General features: G+C 60.6%; 15 protein-coding genes. 10 read left to right on the top strand and 5 right to left on the bottom strand.

Annotated features, from left to right (window positions below; all coding sequences use genetic code 11):
* The first annotated feature begins 3 nt into the window (after positions 1-3).
* Both BLV67_RS21165 and BLV67_RS21160 read left to right on the top strand, forming a co-directional pair.
* Positions 4-918: a LysR family transcriptional regulator gene (locus tag BLV67_RS21165; RefSeq protein WP_069788467.1), complete on the top strand. Its 915-nt coding sequence runs from the start codon at positions 4-6 to the stop codon at positions 916-918.
* A gap of 43 nt (positions 919-961) precedes the next feature.
* Positions 962-1,510, top strand: a complete 549-nt coding sequence (locus BLV67_RS21160) for an HIT family protein (RefSeq protein WP_244160740.1) — start codon at positions 962-964, stop codon at positions 1,508-1,510.
* Positions 1,511-1,619: 109 nt separating this feature from the next.
* Here the strand turns inward: BLV67_RS21160 and BLV67_RS21155 are convergent, their stop codons facing one another.
* The gene (locus BLV67_RS21155) at positions 1,620-2,084 is read right to left on the bottom strand and encodes a GNAT family N-acetyltransferase (RefSeq protein ID WP_069788468.1); all 465 of its coding nucleotides are present in this window, start codon (positions 2,082-2,084) and stop codon (positions 1,620-1,622) included.
* A 179-nt stretch (positions 2,085-2,263) separates the two neighbouring features.
* Between BLV67_RS21155 and BLV67_RS21150 the strand changes: the two genes are divergently transcribed.
* The gene (locus BLV67_RS21150; protein ID WP_069788469.1) at positions 2,264-2,599 is read left to right on the top strand and encodes a hypothetical protein; all 336 of its coding nucleotides are present in this window, start codon (positions 2,264-2,266) and stop codon (positions 2,597-2,599) included.
* Here BLV67_RS21150 and BLV67_RS21145 read toward each other — a convergent pair.
* Positions 2,589-4,202 carry an ATP-binding response regulator gene (locus BLV67_RS21145; RefSeq protein WP_069788470.1) on the bottom strand — a complete coding sequence of 538 codons (1,614 nt, stop codon included), beginning with the start codon at positions 4,200-4,202 and terminating at the stop codon, positions 2,589-2,591. The genes BLV67_RS21150 and BLV67_RS21145 overlap by 11 nt on opposite strands.
* 96 nt (positions 4,203-4,298) lie before the next feature.
* On the opposite strand from BLV67_RS21145, the gene BLV67_RS21140 reads away from it, so the two are divergent.
* Positions 4,299-4,901 carry a LuxR C-terminal-related transcriptional regulator gene (locus BLV67_RS21140; RefSeq protein WP_069788471.1) on the top strand — a complete coding sequence of 201 codons (603 nt, stop codon included), beginning with the start codon at positions 4,299-4,301 and terminating at the stop codon, positions 4,899-4,901.
* On the opposite strand, the gene BLV67_RS21135 is transcribed toward BLV67_RS21140, so the two are convergent.
* Positions 4,898-5,332: a GNAT family N-acetyltransferase gene (locus tag BLV67_RS21135; RefSeq protein WP_069788479.1), complete on the bottom strand. Its 435-nt coding sequence runs from the start codon at positions 5,330-5,332 to the stop codon at positions 4,898-4,900. The two genes, BLV67_RS21140 and BLV67_RS21135, sit on opposite strands and share 4 nt — an antisense overlap.
* Positions 5,333-5,555: 223 nt before the next feature.
* Between BLV67_RS21135 and BLV67_RS21130 the strand changes: the two genes are divergently transcribed.
* The 4 genes from BLV67_RS21130 to argE are packed head-to-tail and all read left to right on the top strand — an operon-like array spanning position 5,556 to position 9,170.
* Positions 5,556-6,887, top strand: coding sequence for a flavin-containing monooxygenase (locus BLV67_RS21130; RefSeq protein ID WP_425272313.1), 1,332 nt, complete (start codon positions 5,556-5,558; stop codon positions 6,885-6,887).
* Between the two features lie 24 nt (positions 6,888-6,911).
* Positions 6,912-7,322: a RidA family protein gene (locus BLV67_RS21125; protein ID WP_069788473.1), complete on the top strand. Its 411-nt coding sequence runs from the start codon at positions 6,912-6,914 to the stop codon at positions 7,320-7,322.
* A 10-nt stretch (positions 7,323-7,332) separates the two neighbouring features.
* Positions 7,333-8,010, top strand: coding sequence for a DUF1028 domain-containing protein (locus BLV67_RS21120; RefSeq protein ID WP_058421955.1), 678 nt, complete (start codon positions 7,333-7,335; stop codon positions 8,008-8,010).
* A gap of 14 nt (positions 8,011-8,024) precedes the next feature.
* Positions 8,025-9,170, top strand: a complete 1,146-nt coding sequence (gene argE / locus BLV67_RS21115; protein WP_069788474.1) for an acetylornithine deacetylase — start codon at positions 8,025-8,027, stop codon at positions 9,168-9,170.
* A gap of 114 nt (positions 9,171-9,284) precedes the next feature.
* Here argE and BLV67_RS21110 read toward each other — a convergent pair whose 3' ends face one another.
* Positions 9,285-10,511 carry a hypothetical protein gene (locus tag BLV67_RS21110; protein WP_065929582.1) on the bottom strand — a complete coding sequence of 409 codons (1,227 nt, stop codon included), beginning with the start codon at positions 10,509-10,511 and terminating at the stop codon, positions 9,285-9,287.
* Between the two features lie 389 nt (positions 10,512-10,900).
* On the opposite strand from BLV67_RS21110, the gene BLV67_RS21105 reads away from it, so the two are divergent.
* On the top strand, positions 10,901-11,626 hold the full coding sequence (locus BLV67_RS21105) for a type III effector (RefSeq protein WP_244160739.1): 726 nt from the start codon (positions 10,901-10,903) through the stop codon (positions 11,624-11,626).
* A gap of 248 nt (positions 11,627-11,874) precedes the next feature.
* Here the strand turns inward: BLV67_RS21105 and BLV67_RS21100 are convergent, their stop codons facing one another.
* A complete protein-coding gene (locus tag BLV67_RS21100; RefSeq protein WP_010171799.1) occupies positions 11,875-12,786 on the bottom strand; it encodes a LysR substrate-binding domain-containing protein in 912 nt (303 codons plus the stop codon).
* Between the two features lie 250 nt (positions 12,787-13,036).
* On the opposite strand from BLV67_RS21100, the gene BLV67_RS21095 reads away from it, so the two are divergent.
* On the top strand, positions 13,037-14,452 hold the full coding sequence (locus BLV67_RS21095; protein ID WP_065929584.1) for a purine-cytosine permease family protein: 1,416 nt from the start codon (positions 13,037-13,039) through the stop codon (positions 14,450-14,452).
* The last annotated feature ends 116 nt before the right edge of the window (positions 14,453-14,568 follow it).

Below are 14,568 nucleotides of genomic sequence, written 5' to 3'. Positions count from 1 at the left end.
ACCATGGAACTTCGCCATTTACGCTATTTCATTAGGGTGGCCGAAGAACGACATTTCACCCGCGCCGCCGCACGCCTGAACATGCAACAACCGCCCCTGAGCCAGCAGATTCGCGCCCTGGAACAGGAACTGGGGTTCGACCTGTTCAAGCGCCACCCCAAGGGCGTGGACCTGACGGCCGGTGGCCGGGTGTTTCTTGAAGAAGCGCAAGCCATTCTGGCCCGCGTCGAGCATGGCGCGCTCAAGGCCTCCCGTGTGGCCCAGGGCATCGAGGGCACCCTGGCCATCGGCTTCACCAGTTCGGCCGCCGCCCACGCGCTGATCCCGCGCATCATCCGCGCCTACCGCGAGCGCTACCCGGCCGTAGAGCTTTCGATCAATGAAGGCAGCGCCCGGGAATTGACTGAAAACGCCATCGAAAAACGCATCGACGTCGGCATCCTGCGCGCCCCGGTCAGCACCCATCCAAGCCTGGCCTTCCACCGCCTGCTCAACGAAGAAATGCTGCTGGTCCTGCCCACCGGCCATCCGTTGCTGGCCAACGCCGACAGCGCCATCCCCCTTGCCGCACTCAAGGACGAACGCTTTATCCTGGTACGCCGCCCCGGCGCGCCGGGCATGTACGCCAACCTGATCACCGCCTGCCAGAACGCCGGTTTCGAACCCAAAATCGCCTTTGAAGTGGAACGCATGCTGACCAACGTCAGCCTGGTCGCGGCTGGTGAAGGCATCTCCGTGGTGCCGGCGTCGATGCGCGATGTACACCGTGACAGCGTGGTGTATTGCCGAATCAAAGACGCCAGGCCCAAGCTGCTGGCGCCGATTACCCTGGTGCGGCGCACGTTTAATCCGTCGGCGCCGTTGCAGAACTTTATTGGATTGGCGCGGGAGTTGGGGGCGGTGTATCGCAAGGGCTGAAGGGCTTGTTACCCTGCCCGCCTTGCCCACAAGGACAGTGTTTATGCAGATCGACCCTACCTTCATCCTTCATGAAACCGAACACTGGTTGCTCAACCATCATCTGACCTCAAAGCTGCCGGGCTACCTCATGCTGGGCGCCAAAGCGCCGATCGACTCCCTGGCTGCTATGCCCGAGGCCGCGTTGGCCGAGTTGGGTGGCCTGCTCGCCAAAACCCAACAGGTGATGGAGACGCAGCTGCGACCGAAGTGGCTGTACATCAGCCGCTACGGACACATGCCGGGCTTCGCGCTGCACTTTCACTTCATCCCGGTGTATGACTGGGTGGAGCAGGCCTTTTGGCGGGATGAGCGCTATCGGCTGCTGCAAGGTTTTGGCTCAAAGGAGCAAGGGCTGACCGATGGGGCTGAGCTGACGCTGTTCGTGTGGCGCGAATTTGGCGAAAGCCCCACGCCGCCGGCCATCCAAGGTCCCACCGTGGAACAGGTTGTTCAAACACTGCGCACAGCCTTCGGCGCCGGCGAGGCTGCGAAGGCGGCGGCACTGGCGACACATAAGTTGCCTGACCCACCGCTTTCGCAGCCTCGCTAAAGCTCGACAGCTCCCACAGGGGATCGGTTGTGTTGGTTAGATCTCAGTTCGCAGGGGCATCGCGACAGACACAAATCCCCCCAGCGACAAAGCTCCGATGTGGGAAGGGTCACAGCCGTTTTACCATTGGGATACACGCCAATGCCAAGCCCGACGGCGAGTGATACACCGCCTGCTCCTCACCCACATACCCGCAGGCCCGGTAGAAGCTCGCCGCATTCAACGTCGCGTCCAGCACGAGCGCTTCAATCGCCAGTTCCCGCGCGAGTTTTTCCAGGTGATCAAGCATCGCCTTGCCATACCCATGCCCCGCGAACTCCGGCAGCACAAACAACGCACCCACTTCATTGTTGTCGAGGTCGAGCATTCCGGTCACGACGGGCTCACCGTTCACCCAGCCCAGGTAAAACGGCTTGTCCATCAGTGTGTCGTAGCCGTCTTCAGCCTTGCCGCGAGTCCACAGCGCCATTTGCTCGGCAGTGTAGGCGCCGATGCATTGGCTGCGGATGGCCAACAGGCGAATGTCGAACGCCGCCTGGGCGTGCGCTGAAGTGGCGCGTTTTATCTCTAGCATTGCTCTCTCCGTCCATGACCTCATCGTGCCACTAGCACACGTGTGCTAATCGACCCCTTTACCCGGCGGCGCTATATTCCACGGCACTTCCAACGCTCTCCCCGGCACCGCACACCACCTGTTGCGTGAGGGTGCGTCGCGCGTTGGAAAAACCCTGATAACCCCAAGGAAGAAGCATCATGAACCTGCATGCCCCCGTTACCCGTCTCACCCTGCTCGGCGCCCTGATCATCGGCGTCGCCGGTTGCAGCAACGTCAAGCCCAGCGAAGACCATCTCAAGACGCTGTCGGAAACCAACCTCGGTGAACCGGTCAAGCGTATCTCCAATGTCCGCAGCGACTCCATGACCACCTACTACATCGCCAGCGCCGCCTCCGGTGATTACAACTGCTCCGTGCCCAGCGGTGCCAGCGGTGGCATGTTTGCCGTGGCCAGCTTTGGCCTGATGAAGCCTGCCGCCTACTGCCAGCCCAAGGGCGCGCGGGGCAATGGCTTGACGCCGTTTAACCCGTAACACTCGATTGGCTGAGGTCACGCAGCGTGCCGCGCAGTTCTGCAGGCCGCACCGGTTTGGAGAGAATCGCGATCTGGCGGTCGTGCAAGGCCGCCTGGATTTTCTCCACGTCGTGGCCGGTGAGGATCAGCGCCGGCACCGCCCAGCCGCGTTGCTGGCGCAACGCGTCGATGCATTCGATGCCGGTGGCGTGGTTGCCCAGGTCGTAGTCGGCGACGATAATGTCGCAGTCGCTGGCCAGGCCCTGCCCGCTGGATTCGGCCTGCACCTCGCAGCCCCAGCGCTCCAGCAAGGCCTGGGTGGCCAGCAGCACGTTGTGGTCATCTTCCACCAGGCAGACTTTCAAACCCGTCAGCAGGCCGGCCTGGCGCGCGTCGTCGCGCGCAGCCGGTTGGCGTAGCGCTGTTGCCAATGCCAGGCCATGCAGGCTCACGGAGGTGCCATGGCCCACCCGTGACCGCAGGCTCACCTGCACCCCCATCAATTGCCCCAGGCGCTTGACGATGGACAACCCCAGGCCCACGCCTTCGACGTCCTTGTCGCGCAGTTGGCGGACCCGATAAAACTCCTCAAAGACCTTCACCTGATGCTCCTCGGCAATACCGCGCCCCTGGTCATGCACCTCCACCGACAAGCCGCCGTCGCGCACGCGCACGCCGATCAGCACGGGCCGCTGTGCGCCGTATTTAAAGCAATTGGAGAGCAGGTTCTGCACCATCGTCGCCAGCATCGCGGGGTCGACCTGCACCCAATGCGCACACGGGCGCAGGCGCAGTTCCACCCCGGCCCAATGCGCCGCCTCGGCGTGTTGGCGCACCAGGTCGGCGAGGAATTCGCCCAGGTGAATCACCTGGTACTTGGGCAACAGCCTGCCGTTGTCGAGGGTGTAAAGGTCGAGAATCGAACGGAACAGTTGCGACACGTTAAGCAACGAGCGGTCGATGTTGTCCACCAAGCGCTGCTCAGCCTCGCCCAGCTGCGCTTCACGCAAACAGGCGGTGAACAGGCCGATGGAATGGATGGGCTGGCGCAGGTCGTGGCTGGCCTGAGCCAGGAAGCGCGACTTTTCCAGGTTGCCGGCGATGGCTTCTTCGGAAGCCTTGCGCGTGCGCTCAAGCAAAATATGCGCGTACACCGGGATCACCGTGCTGGTGATCATCAGCATCAGCACCATGAACGGCTGCGCCTGCCACAGGGGCGTCAGCCGGTACACGATCAGCAGCGCGAGCAACGCCAGGCCGGTGGCAATCGCCAGGTAGCGCGAACCGTAGCGCATGCCATTGCCCAGGTTGACCCACACCATCACCGCATAGAGCGGCAACGCCGGTTCGCCGCCCACCACCAGCCCGAACGAGGTGCCGGTGTAGTCGTGGATCATGCCGAAAATCCGCCGCGCCGGGTAATGCCCGGGCCAGCGCGCGATCACCTGGCGCAACGCAATGGAGACCAGCAGGAACGCGACGATATACAGGATCACCGGCAAGTAGGTGTCGACCGACTGGCCCGGCAAAAAGCCCAGTGCGCCGATGTAGACAATGGCGATGGCGGCCACCACGATGCGCAGGTTGGCCTGGTCGAGTTCGGAATTGGTCTCATGACTCATGGGTGACGTCCTTGTGCGGCATTCGGTCTATCCTTTACGCGCCAGAGGCTAAAGTAGCATGTCAACGCACACCCATGCCCCAGGAAGGAGCACGCCATGACCGGCCGAATCATCATAGCCGACGACCACCCGATGTTTCGCGAAGGCATGCTGCGCACCGTGCAGCGCCTGTTGCCCGAGGCCGTGGTACACGAGGCCGGCGACCTCGACGCGGTGCAGGCGCTGATCCGTGAAGGTGGCGACATCGACACGCTGATTCTCGACCTGCGCTTTCCGGGCCTTACCTGCATGAGCCAACTGGCCGACCTGCGCCATCAACTGCGGCGCACCACCTTGATCGTGGTGTCGATGGTCGATGACCCGGCGCTGATCGATCAGGTCATGGCCCTGGGCGCCGATGGCTTTATCGGCAAGAACATTACCCCCGATGAAATCGGCCAGGCCCTGTTGGCGATCCGCGAAGGCGAAGTGCTGGTCAAGTTCTCTCCCTCCGGCCTGCTGCCGCTGGGCACCCACAGCCTCACCGCGCGCCAGCAGGAAGTGCTGCGCCTGATCGCCCAAGGCAAGACCAACAAGGAAATCGCCAAGGCCCTGGCGATCTCGCCGTTTACCGTGCGGATCCATGTGTCGTCGCTGCTGCGCAGTTTGAAAGTGCCCTCACGCGCGGCGGCGGCGGTCAAGTATTCCGGGGAGTTCTAGGCGTTTTCATGGCCTGGGCGGGTGAAGGAATAACGGTCGATATCCGTGCGCAATTTCCACCCCTGCCCTTGCCAATACGCAGCGGCATGGGTGTTGGTCTTGAACACGTCGAGGTGGCATTTGTGGATGCCCAGTTGCTCAAGCGCGTTGAGGCAACGCTCGACCAGCGCCTGGGCGATGCCCTGGCGGCGATAGTCCGGCAGCACCAGCAGGTGTTGCAGGTAGCCGCGCCGGCCGTCATGGCCACACATCACGCAAGCGATCACGCGGCCTTGGGCTTGGGCGACAAAACTCATCTGCGGGTTGCGGGCCAGGTAACGCTCGGTGGCCTCGCGGGAGTCGGCATCGCGCAGGGAAATGCCGGGGGTGTTTTGCATCAGCTCGAGTACGGCGTCGTAGTCGCCTGCGTGCATGACGCGGAAGTTGAGCATGGTGATAAAACCCTCTGAGTTGCGCACAAGTCTGCCTGCATCAGTACCCGCCGTGCACCCATGAATACACGAGCGGATCACCGCTTCAGCTGTCGCAGCGCAAACCAGGTGCTTTGCAGCAGCGTGTACGGGTTGCCGCTGTGAGCTTGCATCCGATATTTATGCTCACTCCCAAGCTTAATAATATTTTATTAAAAATCGCCCTCCCCCTAGCCTTGAAGCCATGCCCAAGCTGAATCCAACTGCATTACGCAAGGACAGACACATGACTCAAGCCATAACAAAAACAGACACGCTGGTAGTGGGAGCCGGTCAGGCCGGTGTGGCCATGAGCGAGCACCTGAGCAAGCAAGGCGTGCCGCACCTGGTGCTGGAGCGCAGCCGTATTGCCGAGCGCTGGCGCACCGGGCGCTGGGATTCGCTGGTCGCCAACGGCCCGGCCTGGCATGACCGCTTTCCTGGCCTGGAGTTTAATGATGTAGCCGCCGATGGTTTTGCGCCAAAAGAGCGCGTGGCCGATTACTTCGAAGCCTATGCCCGCAAGTTCAACGCGCCGATCCGCACCGGCGTGGACGTGACTTCTGTGGTGCGCAACGTGGGCCGCCCAGGCTTTACCGTGCACACCAGCGAAGGCGTGATCGAAGCCAACCGCGTGGTCGCCGCCACCGGGCCGTTCCAGAAGCCGGTGATTCCGGCCATCGCGCCCAAAGACAGCGCGCTGCACCAGATCCACTCCGCCGACTACCGCAACCCCGCACAACTGCCCGCCGGCGCCGTGCTGGTGGTGGGCGCGGGTTCATCCGGTGTGCAAATCGCCGATGAGCTGCAGCGCTCCGGGCGCCAGGTGTACCTGTCGGTCGGCGCCCACGACCGCCCGCCGCGTGCCTATCGCAACCGCGACTTCTGCTGGTGGCTGGGCGTGTTGGGCGAGTGGGACCAGGCCGCGATGAAACCCGGGCGCGAGCACGTGACCATTGCCGTGAGCGGCGCCCACGGCGGCAAGACCATCGATTTTCGTGAGCTGGCCCAGCAAGGCATGACCCTGGTCGGTCTCACCCAAGCCTTCGACGGCAACGTCGCGCGCTTCCAGGCCAACCTGGTTGAAAACCTGGCCCGTGGCGACGAGAACTACCTGGCGCTGCTGGATGCGGCAGACGCCTACATCGAGCGCAACGGCCTCGACCTGCCACTGGAACCCGAAGCGCGGCGCGTATTCCCGGATGCCGAGTGCATCAAAAACCCGATCCTGGAACTGGACCTGGCCAAGGCCGGTATCACGTCCATCATCTGGGCCACCGGTTTTGCCGTGGATTACAGCTGGCTGAAAGTCGATGCGTTTGACGCCGCCGGCAAGCCGCAGCATCAGCGCGGTGTGGCCAGCGAGTCGGGCATCTACTTCCTCGGTTTGCCATGGCAGTCGCGCCGGGGCTCGTCGTTTATCTGGGGCGTTTGGCATGACGCCAAATACGTGGCCGACCACATCGCCATCCAGCGCCAATACCTTGAATACCGTGAGCCCGCACCGGTTGCCCGCCCATCGCCTGTCATTGCCTGAGCACTTTTTTCCGGAGTTTATTTGATGCCTACTCACACTCGCATCCGCATGTTCAACACCAAGAAAACCTACCCTAACCAGAGCCTGGACAACGACCTGTGCCAGGCCGTGCGTGCCGGCAACACCGTGTATGTGCGCGGCCAGGTGGGCACCGATTTCGACGGCAACCTGATTGGCCTTGGCGACCCGCGCGCCCAGGCTGAGCAAGCGATGAAAAACGTCAAGCAACTGCTCGAAGAGGCCGGTTCCGACCTGAGCCATATCGTCAAAACCACCACTTACCTGATCGACCCGCGCTACCGTGAGCCGGTGTACCAGGAAGTCGGCAAGTGGCTCAAGGGCGTGTTCCCGATCTCCACCGGGCTGGTGGTGTCGGCCCTGGGCCAGCCACAGTGGCTGATGGAAATTGATGTGATCGCCGTGATCCCCGAATAAGGAGCTGCCCATGACCTTTTCAATCGTCGCCCGATGCGCAGACACCGGCCAGCTCGGCATCGCCATCAGCTCCTCGAGCATCGCCGTAGGCGCCCGCTGCCCATGGCTGCGGCCCGGTGTGGGCGCAGTGTCGACCCAGAACATCACGTTGCCGGCTCTGGGCCCGGACGTGCTCGACCTGCTGGAACAAGGCCTCGACCCTGCGGCCGCCGTCGACAAAGCCCTGACGAGCAACGGCTACAGCCAATACCGGCAACTGACGGCGATTGATCATCTGGGCCGCAGCGTGCATTTCAGCGGCAGCGAAACCCTTGGCACCCACCATGCCGTGTCGGGCGAACAGTGTGTGGCGGCGGGCAATATGCTTGCCGACCGCGCGGTGATCGAGGCGATGGTGCACGCCTTCGAACACGGCGAAGGCCAGCTCGCCGATCGACTGCTGGCGGCGATGCATGCCGCCATCAACGCCGGTGGCGAAGCCGGGCCGGTGCATTCCGCCGCGCTGGTGGTGGTGGGCGAGCTGACCTGGCCGATCATCAACCTGCGCGTGGACTGGGCCGATGAGCAACCCATCGCCGAGCTGCAAAAGCTCTGGGACGCCTACCGCCCGCAAGTGCAGGACTACATCGACCGCGCCCTCGCCCCCGACCGCTCACCGGGCTACGGCGTGGCCGGGGACGAGCGATGAGCTGCAGCCGAGCGATGAGCCGCAGCCGCGAACTGCTGCAGACGCTGGTGGGGTTTGATACCACCAGTCGCGCCTCCAACTTGCAGTTGATCGAGTTTGTGCGCGATTACCTCGCAGGCTTCGGCGTGGCTTGCGAGTTGGTCTATAACGAGGAACGCAGCAAGGCCAACCTGTTCGCCAGCCTCGGCCCGGCGCAATTGCCGGGCATTGTGCTGTCGGGGCACACCGACGTGGTGCCGGTGGACGGCCAGCCGTGGACGGTGCCGCCGTTTGAATTGACCGAGGGCGACGGCAAGCTGTTTGGCCGCGGCACGGCGGATATGAAGGGTTACATCGCCTGTGTGCTGGCGTTGGTGCCTGCTTTAGTGAAAGCCAACTTGCGTATCCCGGTGCATATCGCCCTGTCTTACGACGAAGAAGTCGGCTGCCTGGGTGTACGCTCGCTGCTCGCGGTGCTGGAGCAGCGGCCGGTGAAACCGATGCTGTGCATTATCGGCGAGCCAACCGAGCTGAAACCGGTGCTCGGCCACAAGGGCAAACTGGCGATGCGTTGCGATGTGCATGGCGAGGCCTGCCATTCGGCGTATGCACCCTATGGTGTGAACGCGATTGAGCATGCTGCCGAGTTGATTGGCGAGCTGGGGCGCATCGGCCAGCGCCTGCGCGAGCAGCAGGACCCGCGGTTTGATCCGCCGTTCAGCACGGTGCAGACCGGCGTGATTTCGGGCGGCAAGGTGTTGAATATCGTGCCGGCCGATTGCCGCTTTGATTTTGAAGTGCGCGCCCTGCCCTCGATGGACCCGGGTGAAGTGGCTGAGGAGCTGCAAGCCTATGCCATGCAACAGGTGCTGCCGCGTATGCAGGCCGTGAGTAAACACAGCGCGATTCGGTTTACCGAGTTGTCGGCGTATCCGGGGTTGGTGACCGATGAACGCAGCCAGGCGGCGGAGTTGATTGCCGCGTTCAGTGGCTCGCGGGATTTCGGTACTGTGGCGTTTGGCACCGAAGGCGGATTGTTTGATGCGGTGGGTATTCCCACGGTGGTGTGTGGGCCTGGGAGTATGGACCAGGGGCATAAACCGGATGAGTTTGTGAGTATTGAACAGTTGGCGGGTTGTGATGCCATGCTGGAGCGCATGCTCGACTCAATCCGCGCCTGAGCCACGTCCCCACCAAACACCACAGATCAACTGTGGGAGCGGGCTTGCCCGCGAATGCAACCTGTCAGCCCCACACGTGCTGAGTGGCCCACCGTATTCGCGAGCAAATCCGGCCTAAGCCAATGCCACCCGCTTGCCCATGAACTGAAGCCCTTCAGGTGACCCTGTCACTTTGAGCGCCGTTTTATAGCCGAAAAACTCGCCGTTTCCATCGCCGGAAGGGACCTTTTCCAAACCGTTCACAACGGCCGTATGCCCACCGAAACTCAAGAAACCAGGCGCATAAGGAAAGGTTGAATCAGACACATAGAGTACCGGTGGACGCTCATCCCGACTCGGCCTCCACGTAAAGTAAGAGTTGACGACACCGGCCAACACTTCGCTGGCTGGATCATGCCTGGAAAAAAGAACGACGTACGGGCGCCACCGACTCTCATGTTCACTTGATATCCCCAGTTCGAAACTGCGGTTGTCCAAATCTCGGATGAGGTCAAGTACGCTTTCCTTTGAACCCTTTTGAAGATCAGGAGGACACTCACCAATAACGCGAGCTTGCTGCGAAGCATCGTCACCGATCCACGAAGGCCAAGATCGCGACGATACCAGTTGGTAGGCTGCTTCCTTGACCGAGTAGAACGGGATGGTTGAAAAGTCTATTTTCTGGTGAATTTGATTGCGAGACCTGGCACTTTCCCTGGCGCTCATTTCCAATGCCATCGCCCAGTCTGTATTCAGAAGCTCTTTTTGGACTTCCTTCGGCAAGACATCAGTGATTGCACTGACCCAGCACCTGGCTTCTGTGCTCAGAGACACAGGCAAATTCTGGTCGCGCAAATCAAGGCAGCGAAAGCCATCAAATATTTCTTCATATCCAAGCTTTTCAACGGCCTCCAAAACAAGCGTGTCCTGGATGGATGAAGCCTCTGTTTCCACCAGAATCACACCTGGCAGCTTCCTGAGGCTCATCTGCTCGATAAACAGAACCAGGGCCGGCACTATTGAGTGCGTCTGCTCACCCAGGAAAACGACAGGCCCGTTCTCCGTGTATTCAAGACTTAACCGATAAAGGGCATTAAGAGCGTCTTGATGGGTATCGTTGCGACCAACAATGGTCCAAAAAGGCGCCTCTTTATCCAGGCCAAGACGTTGAGCCAAATTTTCGACGTCCGCGAGCGAACGAAACCCGCGAGAGACTGAAACAGCGTGCTGGCAGACCTTGAGTGGATATTCGGTCCCAAATACGAGCTTGGAGTGCTTTTGAAGACGCTTGGCATCTCGTTTGAGAGCCGAGACGTTACGAACGACAGACGCAGTTAGACTACGAATCAATGAAATCGCCATTTATTGCCTCTTGACGCGTTGAGAGCGCCTTACGGTCATTAAAATATGACTCGGCCCGAAATACGATTCAGGCGGTTTGAGCCATGAGCTTTCAGTTCAGCAGTGCGTCCCTCTCGGGTTTGGATGCGCCGCACTGGCGCATTAAGGAAGTTAGCCCAGCGCTTCGGACAAATGCAATAGCCAAAATTCTGTTCCCGTGCCCCCTCACAAGCGTCCATCACCTCCTGCCATGAACTTAGGGTGCTGACAACGTTATGACAACCTACGCGTGATTCGCGGAACTGCTTTCGTAATGGGAGCCACACAGGTGTCGGCTTTTCGACTGTGCGAAAAGTCCAGACATTGAGTAGTCCGCTGACTACTCGTTCTTTTTGAAGAAGGTAATCCCCGTGCGAGTAGAGACCACCCACATACCCTACATAAGCTCAGGCACCAGATATGCGTTGCTGAATGCAAAAAACCCATTCGATACCGGCGGCTTGGAAAACATGAGCCAGGCGGACATTGCGCGCCATGCCAATGTGCGCTTTACCTCCAACTACGGCGCACCGACCTATCAGGTAGCACAGCAGGCGTCAGGTGAGATTTACGGTGGCTGGAAGGTGGAAAATCATGGGTTGAAAAAGGCAAATTTTCCTTTTATCAAATTCAACCGTGTACCCCCCAGGGATGAATCACCCTCTGTGGGCGACAAATTCCATATCAGTGTGGCACCTAAAGACCTGCCCAAGGCCTTTGAAATTATCAGTCGGTTGATCAACTCAGAAGAAAGCCCAATCAACAGTTGGAAAACCTCCGATTTAGATCGAATAAAAGGCGAGCGGCTATCGTTGGGCGGTCAGTTTACGCTGTACCCCAAGCCGGATCGCTCCGACGGCACCTACAGTCCAGAGTACATGGGTAAAATCCAGGCACTGATCAAAACCATTGAGCAGGAATTGCACGCAGAAGGCGTCCAGCCCAGCGACCACAAGCCCGACTCTGATGTAGCGGCACCAGAGTGGGGATATGTGTCTTATCGCAATGAAATCAGAAGCGACCGACACGGCTCCGAGGAGCAGAGCGCCCTCTTGCGCAACGAGCCCTTTTTCAAACTGGTCGGCGCCACCGCCTAAGCTTTCTCTTCGGGGCATGACAAATTTCGACGCACTTGCCGATCAAGCGCCGGGAACTGCCCCGTTCAAATCCTCCATCCAAGCTCAACCTCAACCACACTTTGATGATCGTTCCCACGCTCTGCGTGGGAATGCCGCCCGGGACGCTCCGCGTCCCGCCTTCAAGCCTCAGCGCAAGCGTGACGCGGAGCGTCACCAGATGCGTGCCTTTGCGGCGCGTGGGAACGATCTGTAAAGGTATTTCAGGCTCAGCCAAGGAGTCTTGCGAGTTCTTCGCGGCAGTAATCCACAAACAACTGCACCGGTTTGGTCAACGGTGCCCGTCGCAACCAGACGGCGGATAATCCTGAACCGGTGACCGTTTCCGCCAACGGCACACACACCACCTTCTGCCCGTCGTAGGTGTACTCGGTAAACGGCTTGGTCACCAGAATCGAAAAGCCAAACCCGCGCCCGACCATGCCGCGCACCATCTCGATGGACGGCGAGCTGAACACGATATTCGGCGTCAACCCGCGCTCTTCAAAAATGCTCACGAAGTACGTCCGGCTCGGCAGCACATCCAGCAAAATCATCGGCTCCAGCACCAGGTCCGCCAGCGACACCTTGGCCTGTTGCGCAAAGCGGTGATCGGCCGGCAACAGCGCGTACGGCTGCTGCGGCGGCATCAACGGCGTGGTTTCGATGGTGCCGCCCAGGTCGTGCTCAAACAGCATCGCCACATCAATGCTGCCGGCCGTCAGCGCCTGCACCAGCTCTTGCTGCTCACCGTCGCGAATGCGGATTTCCACCCCAGGCCACAGCGCCTTGAACCCCGCGATCAAGCGCGGCAAATACAAGGGCGCCACCGTCTCAAAGCAACCGATATCGATCTGCCCCGCCACCACGTCATTGTCGGCCAGGGCGTTCTGCTCGAACTCATGGGCCACCCGCAACAACTCCAGCGCCTTGCGATAAAACCTTGCGCCGCTGGGCGTCAACGAAACGCCCTGGGCGTGATGGCGGATAAACAGCTGCACGCCAAAGCTGTCTTCCAACTGCTTGATCGCCGTGGAAACTGACGGCTGGGCGATATACAGCTTGCGCGATGCCTCGGCGACGCTGCCACACTCGGCCGTGGTGACAAAATATCTGAGCTGGCGCAGGTTATAGGCAGCCATCGGGACCTCCAGAAACGTGGGACTTCGCCCCAAACAAGTGCGTAAAAATCGGCTTTTTCACACTGATTCAAGACCATGCAACATACCGGAGCAAAAAATCCGGTGAGCTATATTTTTTAAGGTCTATAGCAACAAACTTACTAATTTACCTCCCCGCGCCCATTGCTGATGATCACTCCAACAACAAAGCGCCGCCCACGCTGCGCACAGCGAAGTACGTCAACGTACTCACCTTGCCTTGGAGTTCGTCATGGTCACCACTGCAACATCCTCCGCCCCGCTTATCGAAAAACACACGATCGGATACGTGCCCCCCGAAGACCGCCATGGAAAGGTAAGAGACCTGTTCACCCTGTGGTTCGGCGGCAACATCGCGCCGTTGCCGATCGTGACCGGCGCACTGGGTGTGCAATTGTTCCACTTGAACCTGGTATGGGGCATCGTCGCCATCCTGGTGGGCCACCTGGTCGGCGGCGTGCTGATGGCGCTGCACTCGGCCCAGGGCCCGCAAATGGGCATCCCGCAAATGATCCAGAGCCGGGCGCAGTTCGGTTCCCTCGGCGCCCTGTTGGTGGTAGTGATCGCCGGCGTCATGTACATCGGCTTTTTCGCCTCCAACATCGTGCTGGCGGGTAAATCCCTGCACGGTGTGGTCGACAGCGTGCCCGTGCCCGTGGGCATCGTGATCGGCGCCATCGGCTCCGGCATCATCGGCATCATCGGTTACCGCTTTATCCACGTGCTCAACCGCATCGGCACCTGGGTGCTCGGCGCCGGTATCGTGCTGGGCTTCGGCTACATCTTCACTCACGTGCAGACCACCGATTTTCTGACCCGTGGCAGCTTCAATATCTCTGGCTGGCTGGCGACTGTGTCCCTGGCTGCGCTGTGGCAGATCGCCTTTGCGCCCTACGTGTCGGACTACTCCCGCTACCTGCCGGCCGACGTGCCGGTGGCGTCGACCTTCTGGACCACCTACCTGGGCTCGGCCCTCGGATCCAGCCTGGCCTTTATCTTCGGCGCCGTCGCCGTGCTCGCCACCCCGGTCGGCATGGACACCATGGAGGCGGTAAAACTCGCCACCGGTGCCATCGGCCCGCTGATGCTGGTGCTGTTTTTGCTCAGTGTGATCAGCCACAACGCCCTCAACCTCTACGGCGCCGTGCTGTCGATCATCACCCTGATCCAGACCTTCGCCTACCGCTGGATCCCCACCGCCAAAAGCCGTGCGGTGATCTCCACGCTGGTGCTGGCCGCCTGTGCCATCGCCGCCGTGTTCGCCTCCAAAGATTTTATCGGCCACTTCGTCGACATGGTGCTGGTGCTGCTGGTGGTGCTGGTGCCGTGGACGGCAATCAACCTGATCGACTTCTACGCGATTCACAAAGGCAAGTACGACATCGCTTCGATCTTCCGCGTCGATGGCGGCATCTACGGCAAGTACAACCCGCAGGCGCTGCTGGCGTATGCGATCGGGATTGCAGTGCAGATTCCGTTTATGAACACGCCGCTGTATGTGGGGCCGATTTCCGAGCACATCAACGGGGCGGATTTGTCCTGGGTGGTGGGGTTGGTGGTGACGTCGCCGTTGTACTTCTGGCTGGCGAGTCGGGACAGTGCCTACAAGCGCCGGATGGACGGCGGGAAGCTGCTGAGCGGGGTTTGATACCGCGCCCCGGCTTAAGCCAAAGGTCACATTCTGACAGGGTGCCAATACCGTCGCGGGTACGGCGGTATCGGCACCTTCAAGGGCGAATCAGCCCTCCCCTCGGATAACGGCAG

It is taken from the genome of Pseudomonas salomonii (assembly GCF_900107155.1).
Classification (GTDB): domain Bacteria; phylum Pseudomonadota; class Gammaproteobacteria; order Pseudomonadales; family Pseudomonadaceae; genus Aquipseudomonas; species Aquipseudomonas salomonii.
Note: the sequence above shows the minus strand (reverse complement) of the source record. Positions and strands in the feature narration are given on the sequence as shown.